The sequence below is a fragment of the Rhodococcus sp. KB6 genome (assembly GCF_001445685.1).
Lineage (GTDB): Bacteria > Actinomycetota > Actinomycetes > Mycobacteriales > Mycobacteriaceae > Rhodococcus_F > Rhodococcus_F qingshengii.
On record NZ_LNAK01000151.1, the window covers coordinates 297165 to 311230 of the forward strand.

The following is a 14066-nucleotide window of genomic DNA, read 5'->3' on the forward strand; positions in this document are numbered from 1 at the left end:
CTACCCTATAGTGAGCTGACTCACAGTTTTCGGGTCGGTCCGAATCGAGGAGGTAGACCGTGTCGACGCACGTGGACTCGCAATCCGGCCAGACGCTCCCGCCCGAGCAGTGGCGTGACAAGAAGAGATACCTCTGGCTGCTCGGCCTCGTGCCGCCGACGGCGGTCTTCATCGCCGTCGGATTGGTCGCGTTGTTCAACAGTCTCGGATGGAACGCGGTCTCGCCGGTGTGGTGGTGGATCGGGCCGCTGCTCGTCTACATCCTGCTCCCGATCCTCGACATCTTCTTCGGCCCGGACGGCGAGAATCCGCCGGACGAAGTGATGGAGCGCCTCGAGAACGACAAGTACTACCGGTATTGCACCTACATCTACATACCGTTCCAGTTGGTCAGCCTGGTCCTGGCCTGCTACCTCTGGTCGGCGACCGATCTGTCCTGGCTCGGAATCGACGGGGGACTTGGGCTGATCTCCAAGATCGGTCTGGCGATCAGTATCGGTTGTGTCGCAGGAATCGGGATCAACACCGCACACGAGCTCGGTCACAAGAAGGACGATCTCGAACGCTGGTTGTCGAAGATCACTCTGGCGCAGTCGTTTTACGGCCACTTCTACATCGAGCACAATCGTGGACACCACGTGCGCGTCGCCACGCCCGAGGATCCGGCGTCGTCTCGCTTCGGTGAGAGCTTCTGGACCTTCCTGCCGCGCAGTGTGTGGGGATCTCTGCGCTCGTCGTGGTCCCTGGAAAAGGCCAGACTCGATCGACTGGGTAAGAAGCCGTGGACAATTCGCAACGACGTCCTGCATTCGTGGTTGATGTCCGTCGTACTGTTCGGTGTCCTCGTCGCCGTCTTCGGCCTTTCGGTACTGCCGTTCCTGATGCTGCAGGCCGTGTTCGGATTCTGCCTACTCGAAACCGTCAACTACCTCGAACATTACGGACTGAAGCGTCGTCGTCTGGACAGCGGGCGGTACGAGCGTGCAGCACCGGAGCACAGTTGGAACAGCGATCACATCTGCACCAACATCTTCCTGTATCACCTCCAGCGTCACAGCGATCATCACGCGAACCCGACGCGTCGTTATCAGACGCTTCGAAGCATGGACGGTGCGCCCAACCTGCCCAGTGGGTACGCGAGCATGATCATCCTCGCCTACGTTCCACCGCTGTGGCGAAAAGTGATGGATCCCAAAGTCCTTGCGCACTACGGCGGCGACATCACCCGCGTCAACGTTCAGCCGTCCAAGCGTGATCGCATCCTTGCTCGGTACGGAGCAGCGTGATGAGCAGCTATCGATGCCCGGTCTGTGAATACGTCTACGACGAATCGAAGGGTGCACCACGAGAAGGGTTTCCGGCGGGCACGCCGTGGGATGCCGTGCCGGACGACTGGTGCTGTCCGGACTGCGGCGTGAGGGAAAAGCTGGACTTCGAGCCGATGCCGGCAACGGCGGGGAGTGAATCATGAACGACTACAAGCTGTATCAGTGCGCGCAATGCGGCTTCGAGTACGACGAGGCAGTCGGCTGGCCGGAGGACGGTATCGAACCGGGCACTCGCTGGGACGACATTCCCGAAGACTGGAGTTGCCCGGACTGCGGGGCGGCGAAGAGCGACTTCTTCATGGTTGAGGTCGAACGACGGTGAGATGCGTCGGCGTCGAACGGACCTAGGTGCGGCGGTAGTGTCGTCACCATGACTTCGACGCCCACTCGTCTGCCGCAGAAAGAAGCGTCGCGCCTGCTGCTGCGTACGTCGGTGCTCGATTCGATGCGTGAGTTGTTGACCGAGCGCGACTGGTCCGAGGTGACGCTGACGGTTCTGGCCAAGCATGCCGGTGTGAGTCGTCAGACGCTCTACAACGAGTTCGGCTCGAGGCAAGGGCTTGCCGAGGCGTACGCGCTTCGCCTTGCTGACGGCTTCGTCGACGCGGTGGACGAGGCCATGGTGGCGAACGACGGACGTGCAGTCGAGGCGTTGACGGCGGGTTTCGGATCGTTTTTCGCCTCCAGTGCAACCGACCCGTTGGTGATCTCTCTGCTCACCGGTGAGGCCAAGCCGGACCTGCTTCGCCTGATCACCACCGACAGTGCGGTCATCATCGAGCGCGCGTCGTCGCGGCTTGCGGAGAGTTTCCAGCGAGGGTGGATTCAGGCGTCACCCGCCGACGCCGGAATTCTGGCCAGGGCGATTGCGCGTCTCGGGCTGAGCTACATTTCGATGCCGCCGGAGTCCGAGGCTTCGGTGGCGGAGGATCTGGGCATACTGCTCGGGCCGTTCATCGACGTGGCGCGCGAGGGCCGCGCAGTAGAGGGGCGGGCGGGAGAGGGCGTCTAACCGATAGCCTGGTACACCGATAGGCTTGTGCAGAGTATGCACGTCAACCAGGAGAGGCAGATGACGACCTCAGTTTCAACAACGCCCGTGGCCGAGAGCCGTAACGGCATCGACTTCAAAGTTGCAGATCTTTCGCTCGCGGAGTTCGGTCGCAAGGAAATCCGTCTGGCAGAGCACGAGATGCCCGGCCTCATGGCGCTTCGTCGCGAATACGCAGAGGTGTTGCCGCTCAAGGGCGCTCGCGTTTCCGGCTCGCTGCACATGACCATTCAGACCGCGGTGCTGATCGAGACGCTGACCGCGCTCGGCGCCGAGGTCCGCTGGGCTTCATGCAACATCTTCTCCACGCAGGATCACGCTGCCGCCGCCATCGTCGTCGGTCCGCACGGCACCCCGGAAGAGCCCAAGGGCGTTCCGGTTTTCGCCTGGAAGGGTGAAACCCTCGAAGAGTACTGGTGGGCAGCCGAGCAGATGCTGACCTGGCCGGGTGAGCCTGCCAACATGATTCTCGACGATGGCGGCGACGCCACCATGCTGGTGCTCAAGGGCGCACAGTTCGAGAAGGCCGGCGTCGTCCCGCCGACGGACGACGACCAGGATTCCGACGAGTACAAGGTCTTCCTTGCACTTCTGCGTCAGTCCCTCGAGTCCGACAAGGGCAAGTGGACGGCAATCGCCGAGTCCGTCCAGGGCGTCACCGAGGAGACCACCACGGGCGTTCTGCGCCTGTACCAGGTTGCCGCTGCCGGTGAACTCACGTTCCCCGCTATCAACGTCAACGACTCGGTCACCAAGAGCAAGTTCGACAACAAGTACGGCACGCGCCACTCGCTGCTCGACGGCATCAACCGCGGCACCGACGTTCTGATCGGCGGCAAGGCTGCGCTGGTCTGCGGTTACGGAGACGTCGGCAAGGGTTGTGCCGAGGCACTTCGCGGCCAGGGCGCTCGCGTCGCGGTCACCGAGGTCGACCCCATCAACGCCCTGCAGGCGCTCATGGACGGCTTCGAGGTCAAGACAGTCGAGCAGGCCATCGGCTGGGCCGACATCGTGATCACGTCCACCGGTAACAAGGACATCATCACGTTCGAGCACATGAAGGCCATGAAGCATCAGGCCATCCTGGGCAACATCGGTCACTTCGACAACGAGATCGACATGGCCGGCCTCGAGAAGTCCGGCGACGTCACGCGGATCAACATCAAGCCGCAGGTCGACGAGTTCACGTTCGCCGACGGCCACTCGATCATCGTGCTGTCCGAAGGCCGCCTGCTCAACCTCGGCAACGCGACGGGCCACCCGTCGTTCGTGATGAGCAACAGCTTCTCCAACCAGGTCATCGCGCAGATCGAACTGTGGACGAAGCCGGACGAGTACGACAACGAGGTCTACCGCCTCCCGAAGCACCTCGACGAGAAGGTCGCCAAGATCCACGTCGAGGCACTCGGTGGCACGCTGACCAAGCTCACGAAGGATCAGGCAGAGTACATCGGCGTCGACGTCGAAGGCCCGTACAAGCCCGAGCACTACCGCTACTGACCCGGTGATTCGTCGCTGAGGATGTAGCGTCCGCCGTCCCCCGGTCTGCGCAAGCAGGCCGGGGGATAGGCTTGTCCGCCGTGGGAACACTGGTGGCATTGGAAGGCCTCGACGGCGCTGGAAAGCGAACGTTGATCGGCAAAGTGGAGAGCGAACTCCGCCGCGGCGGCACGTCGATCGCGACTCTGGATTTTCCGCGGTACGGGAAGTCGATCCACGCAGATCTTGCTGCCGAGGCACTCAAAGGATCGCACGGAGACCTGGCTGAATCCGTGAACGCGATGGCAGTCCTGTTCGCCCTGGACCGCGCGGGTGCGGCGGATCGGATCTCGGACCTGTTGTCCGCCAACGACATTGTTCTCCTCGACCGCTACGTGGCGTCCAACGCCGCCTACAACGCGGCGCGCGCGCATCAGGGCGTGGACGGCGAGATGGTCGCCTGGGTCCGTGAATTGGAGTTGGGTCGACTCGCTCTTCCCGCTCCCGATCTGCAGTTGTACCTCGACGTGCCGGTAGCTCTGGCCGAGCAGCGTGCCCGCTCGCGTGAGGCCGAGGACGCGTCGCGTCAGCTCGACGCCTACGAGCGCGACGGCGGCCTGCAGGCCAGAACCGGTGAGCTTTACAAGCAGTTGGCAGCGACGGACTGGGTCTCGCCCTGGTGGATCGTGGGGCCGGAGACGGACCCGGGCGAACTGGCGCGCAGGCTCGCGGATTTCGCGTGATCGGTCACCCTTGCGGCCGGGATTCGAACTTTCCGGCACAGTAGAGGGAAAGACGCGGCACGCCGCACGGCCTCGTAACGGTCTGATTCATCGCTCCGAGATGCAACGATAGGGATATGAAACCAAGGATTCTGGTTGTCGACGACGACACGGCACTCGCCGAGATGCTCACGATCGTGCTGCGTGGTGAGGGTTTCGATCCCTACGTGGTAGGCGACGGAACCCTGGCGCTCGCGGCAGTGCGTGAGACCCGGCCCGACCTCGTCCTGCTCGATCTCATGCTTCCCGGAATGAACGGGATCGACGTATGCCGAGTTCTGCGTGCGGATTCCGGCGTGCCCATCGTGATGTTGACGGCCAAGACCGACACCGTCGACGTCGTACTCGGCCTCGAATCCGGCGCGGACGACTACATCATGAAGCCGTTCAAGCCGAAGGAGCTGGTGGCGCGGGTGCGTGCTCGCCTGCGCCGTACGGAAGAGGAGCCGGCCGAACTGCTGAGCATCGCCGACATCGTGATCGACGTTCCGGCACACAAGGTCAGCCGCGGCAGCGAGCAGATCTCGCTCACACCACTCGAATTCGACCTGCTGGTCGCATTGGCGCGCAAGCCGCGCCAGGTGTTCACCCGTGAAGTCCTCCTCGAGCAGGTGTGGGGATACCGCCACGCCGCCGACACCCGCCTGGTGAACGTGCACGTTCAGCGTTTGCGCGCCAAGGTCGAAACTGATCCCGAGAATCCCGAAGTGGTTCTGACGGTCAGGGGGGTCGGCTACAAGGCCGGACCGCCGTGAGCGGAGTTTCCAGGTGGCGTCGTCGTCTCAACCGACGGCTGACGCCATTTCTGCGGTGGTGTCACTCGATGAGCAACACCCTCGCGCACACGTGGCGACGCTCGCTCCAATTGCGAGTGGTCGTCTCGACTTTGACGTTGTCCTTGATCGTCATCGTCATTCTCGGTGTCGTGCTGACCAGCCAGATCACCGATCGGCTGTTGGAAACGAAGATCACCGCGGCGACCGAGGAAATGGACCGAGCCCGCGGCATCGTCGAAGACCAACTGGCGGGCGTCGACGATTCGACGGCGCTCAACGTTCAATTGGAAAGCGCTGCATCCGGACTGACGAGCCGTCGAAACCAGACCTCGGGCCAGGCCTCCGGGTCGGCCGGCACCTTCGACCCGGTGCTCATCGTGCCAGGGGACGGGCCGCGCCAGCCGACGAGTTCGGGACCGGTCGATCAGATCCCCGACAACCTTCGCGAGTTCGTCAAACGCGGCCAGATCAGTTACCAATTCGCGACGGTGTCCAACCCGAACGGTTACTCCGGACCGGCGCTGATCATCGGTAGCCCCACCGCGTCGTCGATATCGGGACTCGAGCTGTATCTGATCTTCCCGCTCGCCAGCGAAGACCGAAGTCTGTCGCTTGTTCGAAGCACCCTGCTGATCGGTGGAGCCGTGTTGCTGGTGCTCTTGGCGGCGATTTCGCTGTTGGTTGCCAGACAGGTCGTGCTTCCCATCCGATCGGCCTCGCGAATCGCGGTGCGTTTCGCAGACGGCCGACTCAAGGAACGAATGCCGGTCCGCGGCGAGGACGACATGGCGCGCCTGGCCATGTCCTTCAACGAGATGGCCGAGAGTCTGTCCAAACAGATCACCCAGCTGGAGGAGTTCGGCAGCCTCCAGAAACGCTTCACCTCCGATGTCAGCCATGAACTCCGCACGCCTCTGACCACGGTCCGGATGGCCGCCGACCTGATCTACGACGGCAGCGAGAACCTCGACCCGATGCTGCGTCGGTCGTCGGAACTGCTTGTCGCCGAACTGGACAGGTTCGAGGGGCTTCTGGCGGACCTCCTCGAGATCTCCCGTCACGACGCCGGTGTCGCGGAACTTGCGTCCGAACAACTCGACGTCCGTATGTGTGCGCGAGCGGCCGTTTCCACGGTTCGCCATCTCGCCCGCGAATCCGGCACCGAACTGATCGTGGACATGCCCGACGAGCCGGTCATGGCAGATGTCGATCCGCGCCGCGTCGAACGCATCCTGCGAAATCTCCTTGCCAACGCCATCGACCACGGTGAGGGGAAGCCGATTCTGCTTCGCCTTCGCGCCGACGACAATGCCCTCGCCTTCATCGTCCGCGACAGTGGCGTCGGGTTGCGTCCGGGCGAGGAGAAGTTGGTCTTCAACCGGTTCTGGCGATCGGACCCGTCCCGTGTGCGCCGCAGTGGTGGCACCGGACTCGGCCTCGCAATCAGTGTCGAGGACGCGAATCTGCACGACGGCAAGCTCGAGGCCTGGGGCGAACCGGGAGTCGGAGCCTGCTTCCGGCTGACGCTCTCGCGCACCCGTGGCAAGAAAGTCGTGTCGAGCCCACTGCCTCTCAAGCCGACGACCACAAAGTTCGTCCGCACGCCGAGCGAAGCCGACATCGTCGCCGATACCGTCGGCGAGGTCACGTCGTCCCTGCCGACTCCGCGCGAATCGGACTCGCGGAACGAGTCCAACGGTGGGGATCGATCATGATCGGAACCCGCCGCCGTCTGGCACTTCTCGCAACAACGCTCAGCGTGCTGTTGCTGACCGGCGCGTGCGCGAGTTTGCCGGAATCCTCCTCGCCGCAGGCAATCGGAACTCTGGCAACCGCTGTGCCCGGAACCTCCGTCGAATCACCGGCCTCGGGGCGAGAGCCGGACCTGCTGGTACGTGACTTCGTCAAGGCGAGTACCGATCCGTCCAACCGGCACGCCGCAGCCCGTCAGTACCTCACCAAGGACGCTTCGGCGCGTTGGGACGACGCGGCAAGTGCTGTCATCGTCGACAAGGTCGATGTGCTCTCGGTTTCTCGAACCAGCACCGAAGCCGTCTACACGATTCGTGTGAACAAGGTCGGTCGCCTCGACCCGGGAGGACTGTACGTTCCCGAAGAGGGCAGCTTCGAAGCGAGGATGACCCTGGCGTTGACCGATGGCGAATGGCGGATCAGTGATCTGCCTCCCGGCGTGATCATGGAGCGTCCGCAGTTCCTCGGCGCTTACCAGCGGAAGTCGTTGTTCTTCCTCGACCCCACCAGCCAGACGGTCGTCCCCGATCTTCGCTGGATCTCCGGCGGGCAGGACCAGGTGGCGGCTCAGCTGATCGGTCTGATGATCGACGGACCGAAGGCAGCGCTGGCGCCGGCTGTGCGAAACGAACTGGGCAATGGCGTGTCGGTGATCGGTCCGATCACCAAGGCCGACGGTAAGCCGGGACAGGTCGGAGTCGGTCTCGGTGGTGTGCGCATCAACTTCCGCCTTGACAACCCGATGGATGCTGCTACTCGCGGTTTGTTTGCAGCACAGGTCATTTGGACGCTCGCCAACGCCGATGTGGCAGGGCCGTACGTTCTGGAGATCGACGGCGAACCGCTGGACGCGGCTCATGCCGACGGCTGGACCACCGCCGACGTCGCATCCACCAACCCACTGGCCACCACGAGTGCAACCGTCGGACTGCATGCACTGCGCAACGGTTCACTGGTGAGTGTCACCGAGCAAGAGGCGACTCCGGTGCCCGGTTTCGCAGGCAATGCGGGCAACCTCACGGCGGCTGCTCTCTCACGGGACGGCAAGTTGGTGGCAGCCGTCGCGGACACCGCTCGGCCGGATCCCGGCACAAGATTCGACTTGTCGCTCGGGACATACGGCGAAGGGTCCGTTCCGGTACTCGAAGGCAGCGCCATCACCAGACCCTCGTGGGAGCTGGACAACAACGCGGTCTGGACGGCTGTGAACGGCAATACCGTCGTTCGGGTCGTCCGTGAACCAGGCACCGGCCGGGTGTCGGTCACCAACGTCGACGTCGGGGCCCTGACGTCGGTCGGTTCCACGATCTCGGAACTGCGTCTGTCGCGGGACGGCGTGCGAGCGGCGATGATCATCGACGGCAAGGTCTACCTGGCTGTGGTCGTGCGCACCGCCAGCGGGGTCTACGCCCTGACGAGTCCACGCGCAGTGGCGTCCGGCTTGGGCAGTACCGCGCTCTCACTCGACTGGAGCAACAGCGACACCATCGTGATCGCGCGCAGTGGAGCCGACATACCGGTCGTCCAGGTCGCGATCGACGGCTCACGAATGGACGCGCTGCCGAGTGGAAACCTGACCGCTCCCGTCACCTCCGTGGATGCATCGCCGACCACCGAGTACGTCGCCGACGCGCGTGCGGTGTTCCAACTGAACAACAACGACCCCGCCGGGGATCGCCGCTGGCGTGAGGTGACCGTGCTGACCGGACAGAAGGCGATTCCGGTTCTGCCTGGCTGACGCCTCTGCGCTCTGGTGAATGTCTGCGCTCTGATGCATGTCGGTGCTCAGGTTCATGATTCGGCCATGGGGGACAAGAAATTCGGTGCCGGTCTGCTCGACCTGCTGTTGCCACGCGAGTGTGGTGGGTGTGGCCGCTCGGGGACTCTGTGGTGCGGTGAGTGCGCGGAACTGCTGCGCGATCATCCGCTTCAACTGAGTCCGCGCGTGGATCCGGGCGTGCCCGTCTGGGCACTCGGCCGCTACGACGGCCCCAGGCGGCGCAGTGTGATCGAGATGAAGGAACGGGGTCGTCGGGACCTCGCGATGCCTCTGGGGATCGCTGTGGCCGACGCGTTGGCCACTCTGGAACGGTGGGGCGAGCTCGGCAGCGGGGGTCGTCCGCCGATCGTGCTGGTGCCGGCTCCCACGCGCGCCCGAGCGGCGCGATCTCGCGGGGGTGATCCGGTTCGCCGGATAGCCGAAAGTATGCGCGGAAAGCGGGAAATTGGTTCTGTCGCGGGTCGTCCGGTACGTGTCTGTCCGATTCTCCGGATGACGCGAGGTGTACGTGACTCGGTGGGACTGTCCGCGGCCGACCGGGTGACCAACGTGAACGGTCATGTGTCTCTCGACACCACTGCGATCTCTTCGATTGCCGGGGACAGTGACATCGTCCTGCTCGACGACGTCCTCACCACGGGAGCGACTGCGGCAGAGTCGGTTCGGGCCCTCTCGCTCAGTGGGATTCGGACAACTCTCGTGCTTGTCCTTGCAGGGGCTTAGATGAATTTCGTTGGAACAGTGGCACTCGCGCGCGTTACGTACTAGCGTCGGCGGCACACCCGAAAATACTGGTAGGAGGTGGTACTTCGATACTGGTGCCGGGCGGATCCCCTCTCGGTACTTGCAGAATTTGCCGCCGCCCACCGTGGGGCGGGGCCGTAATTGGGAGGTACGAGTGACGACCCCTTCGCAAGCCTCGTTTTTCATCGAGGACGCCACCATCGAGCGTTCCGAGAATGCCGCAGCTCCGAGATCCGACGTCGTAGTCAAGGGACGAAATGTCGAGATCCCCGATCACTTCCGAATCTACGTTTCGGAAAAGCTGGCGCGACTCGAACACTTCGACCCCTCCATATTCCACTTCGACGTGGAACTCCAACATGAACGCAACCGACGACAGGCCAAGAGTTGCCAGCGCGTCGAGATCACCGCTCGAGGTAAAGGCCCGGTGGCCCGAGCCGAAGCGTCCGCAGACAGCTTCTACGCCGCCTTCGAATCGGTGATCGACAAGCTCGAGAGTCGCCTCCGTCGAACCAAGGACCGCAAGAAGGTCCATTACGGCGACAAGCGACCGGTGTCCGTCGCGGAGGCAACCGCCTCCCTCGTCGACGCAGACTCACTCGGAGTCACACCGGACATTTCGCTGAACGGTCAAGAGCCGGACGAGTACGACGGCCCGGGACGCGTGGTCCGCACGAAGGATCACCCGGCCGAGCCGATGACCATCGACGACGCTCTCTACGAGATGGAACTGGTCGGACACGACTTCTTTCTCTTCCATGACAAGGAGTCGGACAAGCCGTCCGTCGTCTACCGTCGTCACGCTTTCGACTACGGATTGATCCGCCTGACATGACCCAATCGGTGGTGGGTTTGCTCGCTCGCCGCCGGTAGCGCCTACCATGGAATCCGGCCGGAGTTTTCGGACCCCGGCCGGATTTTCAGTGTGTGACCCCCTGTCGCCGAAGATTGAGGACGAAGAAGACTGTGCCGTCGCTGTCGCTATCGAAGCTGCTCCGTGTTGGTGAAGGTCGCATGGTCAAGCGGCTCAAGCACATCGCCGAGCATGTGGAATCTCTGTCGCCCGATGTCGAAGGCCTGACAGACGAGCAACTCAAAGCCAAGACCACCGAGTTCCGTGAGCGCTATGCCGCCGGGGAAACTCTCGACGAGTTGCTGCCCGAGGCATTCTCGGTTGCCCGCGAGGCGTCGTGGCGCGTGATCGACCAGAAGCACTTCCACGTGCAGATCATGGGCGGCGCGGCCCTGCACTTCGGCAACGTCGCCGAGATGAAGACCGGTGAGGGCAAGACCCTGACCTGTGTTCTTCCGGCATACCTGAACGCGATCGCGGGTGACGGCGTCCACGTGGTGACGGTCAACGACTACCTCGCCAAGCGTGACTCCGAGTGGATGGGCCGCGTTCACCGCGCCCTCGGCCTCGAGACCAGTGTGATCCTCTCGGGTATGACGCCGGCCGAGCGCCGCGTCGCCTACGCAGCCGACATCACGTACGGCACCAACAACGAGTTCGGCTTCGACTACCTGCGCGACAACATGACGCATTCGTTGGACGACCTGGTCCAGCGTGGCCATGCGTTTGCCATCGTGGACGAGGTCGACTCGATCCTCATCGACGAAGCCCGAACCCCCCTCATCATCTCGGGCCCGGCCGACGGCTCCAGCAAGTGGTACAGCGAGTTCGCGCGCATCGCGCCGCTGCTGAAGAAGGACGTTCACTACGAGGTCGACATCCGCAAGCGCACCATCGGTGTGCACGAGGCGGGCGTCGAACTGGTCGAGGACCAGCTCGGTATCGACAACCTGTACGAAGCCGCGAATTCGCCGCTGGTGAGCTACTTGAACAACGCGATCAAGGCCAAGGAGCTCTACACCAAGGACAAGGACTACATCGTCCGCGACGGTGAGGTCATCATCGTCGACGAGTTCACCGGCCGCGTGCTGGTCGGCCGCCGCTACAACGAGGGCATGCACCAGGCGATCGAGGCCAAGGAGAAGGTGGAGATCAAGGCGGAGAACCAGACCCTTGCCACCATCACCCTGCAGAACTACTTCCGTCTGTACGACAAGTTGTCGGGCATGACGGGTACCGCCGAGACGGAAGCTGCCGAGCTTCACCAGACTTACACGCTCGGTGTGATCCCGATCCCGACCAACCGTCCGATGGTCCGAGTCGACAACGGCGACCTCATCTACAAGACCGAGGAAGCCAAGTTCGACGCGGTGGTCGACGACGTCGTCGAGCGCCACGAGAACGGCCAGCCCGTCCTGATCGGTACCACCAGCGTCGAGCGCTCGGAGTACCTGTCCAAGCAGTTCACCAAGCGCGGCGTTGCCCACAACGTCCTCAACGCCAAGTTCCACGAGAAGGAAGCGACCATCATCGCCGAGGCCGGTCGCTCCGGCGCGGTCACCGTCGCGACCAACATGGCCGGCCGCGGTACCGACGTCGTGCTCGGTGGTAACCCGGACATCATCGCGGACATCGCGCTGCGCAAGAAGGGCCTCGACCCGGTCACGACGCCGGACGAGTACGAGGCAGCTTGGGACGCAGTCCTGGACGAGGTCAAGGCTGAGGTCAAGGCAGACGCCGAGAAGGTCCGCGATGCCGGCGGCCTGTACGTCCTGGGCACCGAGCGTCACGAATCGCGCCGAATCGACAACCAGTTGCGTGGTCGTTCCGGACGTCAGGGTGATCCCGGCGAATCGCGGTTCTACCTCTCGCTCGGTGACGAGCTCATGCGCCGTTTCAACGGTTCGGCACTCGAGTCGATCATGACGCGCCTGAACCTGCCCGACGACGTCCCGATCGAAGCCAAAATGGTCTCGAAGGCCATCAAGAGCGCTCAGACCCAGGTGGAGCAGCAGAACTTCGAAATTCGCAAGAATGTCCTCAAGTACGACGAGGTCATGAACCAGCAGCGAACGGTCATCTACAAGGAGCGCCGCCAGATCCTCGAGGGTGAGGACATGGAAGGCCAGGTCGAGCAGATGATCACTGACGTGGTCACCGCCTACGTCGACGGTGCCACCGCCGAGGGATACGTCGAGGACTGGGATCTCGAGCAGCTGTGGACTGCGCTGAAGACGCTGTACCCGGTCGGCATCGATCACAAGACGTTGGCAGGGGAGGACGGCGCAGGCATCAACAGTGACCTGAGCCGTGACGACCTGCGAACCGCTTTGCTCGAAGACGCCCACGCGGCGTACAAGAAGCGCGAAGCCGAGATCGATGCGATCGCCGGCGAAAACGGTATGCGTGAACTCGAGCGTCGTGTCTTCCTCTCGGTCCTGGACCGTAAGTGGCGTGAGCATCTCTACGAGATGGATTACCTCAAGGAGGGAATCGGTCTGCGTGCGATGGCCCAGCGCGATCCGCTGGTCGAGTACCAGCGCGAGGGTTACGACATGTTCATCGGCATGCTCGACGGATTGAAGGAAGAGTCCGTCGGATTCCTCTTCAACCTGCAGGTCGAGGCAGCTCCGGCGCAGCCCGCAAGTGGAATTTCCGTCACCGCGGGCTCTGCCGCCGCGGCGTCCGCCACGGCGCCCAAGCCGCTCCCCACGCAGGAGGCTGCGGCCAGGACAGCCGGAACTGCCGCCCCGACGGCGTTGCGCGCCAAGGGACTTGACGACGAAGGTCCGTCGCGTCTGACGTACACCGGCCCGGACGAGGACGGCAAGGCAAAGGCAACACGTGACTCGGCTGCCGACACCGGCGACGGTGCCGCCTCTCGTCGCGAACGTCGTGAAGCCGCACGGACGCAGTCGAAGAGCAATCGAGCTCCGAAGTCCAAGCGCAAGCGCTGAGGTATTAGCGCAGTCAGTACTCGGCAGGCTGGACGGTCACACCACGTGTAGTGCGGTGACCGTCCAGCCTGTTTCGTCTGTGTGGTCGATCCGGCCTGCGACGGCAAAAGTCTGCGTGCCTCGTGTGTACGTCGCACAGACTTCGGCGGTACTCTCCGACACTGCTTGAACGTGGGTGCGGTGAACGGCCGCGCCGCCCAGCTTCCGGGCCGAGAAATCCGAAGTGTAAAGTCTCGCAACAACTTCCAGGGCGGACGGCGTCAACACACCTTTGAGCTGCCGTGGATTTCGTCGTCGGTCGACGGTTTCGAGAACCAGACGTAGTGATCGGTTCCAGAAGATGTCGGCACCTACCAGCCGCGGTTCCGGAGCGTGAGTGAACCCGGTACTGGGCGACGTTCCGTTGTGTGGCGTCTTTCGCGGGCGACGCAGCATCCGGTCTGTTCGGCACTGCGTTCGGTCTGGCCGGCACTGGGGCCGCGACAGCACGACGGTATGCGGGTGAGGCTCGAATTGCGGCGCCGGCTCGAGAACGATCTTGCAGTCCTGCTCCATGACATCCCC

At 63.4% G+C, this 14066-nt stretch carries 13 protein-coding genes; 12 read left to right on the forward strand and 1 reads right to left on the reverse strand.

Annotated features, from left to right (window positions below):
- Nucleotides 1–59 precede the first annotated feature (59 nt).
- The 12 genes from ASU23_RS27090 (at nt 60) to secA (ending at nt 13502) form a co-directional block, all read left to right on the forward strand.
- Complete coding sequence (locus ASU23_RS27090; protein WP_058039088.1) at nt 60–1286, forward strand: alkane 1-monooxygenase; 1227 nt, start codon at nt 60–62, stop codon at nt 1284–1286.
- Nucleotides 1286–1471: a rubredoxin gene (locus tag ASU23_RS33615; RefSeq protein ID WP_003940827.1), complete on the forward strand. Its 186-nt coding sequence runs from the start codon at nt 1286–1288 to the stop codon at nt 1469–1471. The genes ASU23_RS27090 and ASU23_RS33615 overlap by 1 nt, the downstream gene beginning before the upstream one ends.
- The gene (locus ASU23_RS27095) at nt 1468–1650 is read left to right on the forward strand and encodes a rubredoxin (RefSeq protein WP_003940894.1); all 183 of its coding nucleotides are present in this window, start codon (nt 1468–1470) and stop codon (nt 1648–1650) included. The genes ASU23_RS33615 and ASU23_RS27095 overlap by 4 nt, the downstream gene beginning before the upstream one ends.
- Before the next feature lie 48 nt (nt 1651–1698).
- Nucleotides 1699–2340 carry a TetR family transcriptional regulator gene (locus ASU23_RS27100; protein WP_003941024.1) on the forward strand — a complete coding sequence of 214 codons (642 nt, stop codon included), beginning with the start codon at nt 1699–1701 and terminating at the stop codon, nt 2338–2340.
- Between the two features lie 60 nt (nt 2341–2400).
- Nucleotides 2401–3879: an adenosylhomocysteinase gene (ahcY, locus tag ASU23_RS27105; RefSeq protein WP_003940766.1), complete on the forward strand. Its 1479-nt coding sequence runs from the start codon at nt 2401–2403 to the stop codon at nt 3877–3879.
- A gap of 80 nt (nt 3880–3959) precedes the next feature.
- Nucleotides 3960–4601: a dTMP kinase gene (locus ASU23_RS27110; RefSeq protein ID WP_007731190.1), complete on the forward strand. Its 642-nt coding sequence runs from the start codon at nt 3960–3962 to the stop codon at nt 4599–4601.
- A gap of 116 nt (nt 4602–4717) precedes the next feature.
- Nucleotides 4718–5395, forward strand: a complete 678-nt coding sequence (gene mtrA / locus ASU23_RS27115; RefSeq protein ID WP_003941013.1) for an MtrAB system response regulator MtrA — start codon at nt 4718–4720, stop codon at nt 5393–5395.
- Complete coding sequence (mtrB, locus tag ASU23_RS27120; RefSeq protein WP_019747781.1) at nt 5392–7131, forward strand: MtrAB system histidine kinase MtrB; 1740 nt, start codon at nt 5392–5394, stop codon at nt 7129–7131. The genes mtrA and mtrB overlap by 4 nt, the downstream gene beginning before the upstream one ends.
- Nucleotides 7128–8906 carry an MtrAB system accessory lipoprotein LpqB gene (lpqB, locus tag ASU23_RS27125; protein WP_003940768.1) on the forward strand — a complete coding sequence of 593 codons (1779 nt, stop codon included), beginning with the start codon at nt 7128–7130 and terminating at the stop codon, nt 8904–8906. Before mtrB ends, lpqB begins: the two co-directional genes overlap by 4 nt.
- Nucleotides 8907–8939: 33 nt before the next feature.
- A complete protein-coding gene (locus ASU23_RS27130) occupies nt 8940–9671 on the forward strand; it encodes a ComF family protein (protein ID WP_003940811.1) in 732 nt (243 codons plus the stop codon).
- A 175-nt stretch (nt 9672–9846) separates the two neighbouring features.
- Complete coding sequence (raiA, locus tag ASU23_RS27135; RefSeq protein ID WP_003940893.1) at nt 9847–10527, forward strand: ribosome-associated translation inhibitor RaiA; 681 nt, start codon at nt 9847–9849, stop codon at nt 10525–10527.
- Between the two features lie 131 nt (nt 10528–10658).
- A complete protein-coding gene (gene secA / locus ASU23_RS27140) occupies nt 10659–13502 on the forward strand; it encodes a preprotein translocase subunit SecA (RefSeq protein WP_007731191.1) in 2844 nt (947 codons plus the stop codon).
- 36 nt (nt 13503–13538) lie between these two features.
- Here secA and ASU23_RS27145 read toward each other — a convergent pair whose 3' ends face one another.
- Nucleotides 13539–14057, reverse strand: a complete 519-nt coding sequence (locus ASU23_RS27145) for an Rv3235 family protein (RefSeq protein WP_225320335.1) — start codon at nt 14055–14057, stop codon at nt 13539–13541.
- Between the last annotated feature and the right edge of the window lie 9 nt (nt 14058–14066).

Bases quoted from the DNA above. Each gene is read 5' to 3' on its own strand.
- lpqB (WP_003940768.1), top strand. From the start codon at position 7,128: ATGATCGGAACCCGCCGCCGTCTGGCACTTCTCGCAACAACGCTCAGC.
- ASU23_RS27130 (WP_003940811.1), top strand. From the start codon at position 8,940: ATGCATGTCGGTGCTCAGGTTCATGATTCGGCCATGGGGGACAAGAAA.
- ASU23_RS27095 (WP_003940894.1), top strand. From the start codon at position 1,468: ATGAACGACTACAAGCTGTATCAGTGCGCGCAATGCGGCTTCGAGTAC.
- ASU23_RS27145 (WP_225320335.1), bottom strand. From the start codon at position 14,057: ATGGAGCAGGACTGCAAGATCGTTCTCGAGCCGGCGCCGCAATTCGAG.
- mtrA (WP_003941013.1), top strand. From the start codon at position 4,718: ATGAAACCAAGGATTCTGGTTGTCGACGACGACACGGCACTCGCCGAG.
- ASU23_RS33615 (WP_003940827.1), top strand. From the start codon at position 1,286: ATGAGCAGCTATCGATGCCCGGTCTGTGAATACGTCTACGACGAATCG.
- ahcY (WP_003940766.1), top strand. From the start codon at position 2,401: ATGACGACCTCAGTTTCAACAACGCCCGTGGCCGAGAGCCGTAACGGC.
- ASU23_RS27100 (WP_003941024.1), top strand. From the start codon at position 1,699: ATGACTTCGACGCCCACTCGTCTGCCGCAGAAAGAAGCGTCGCGCCTG.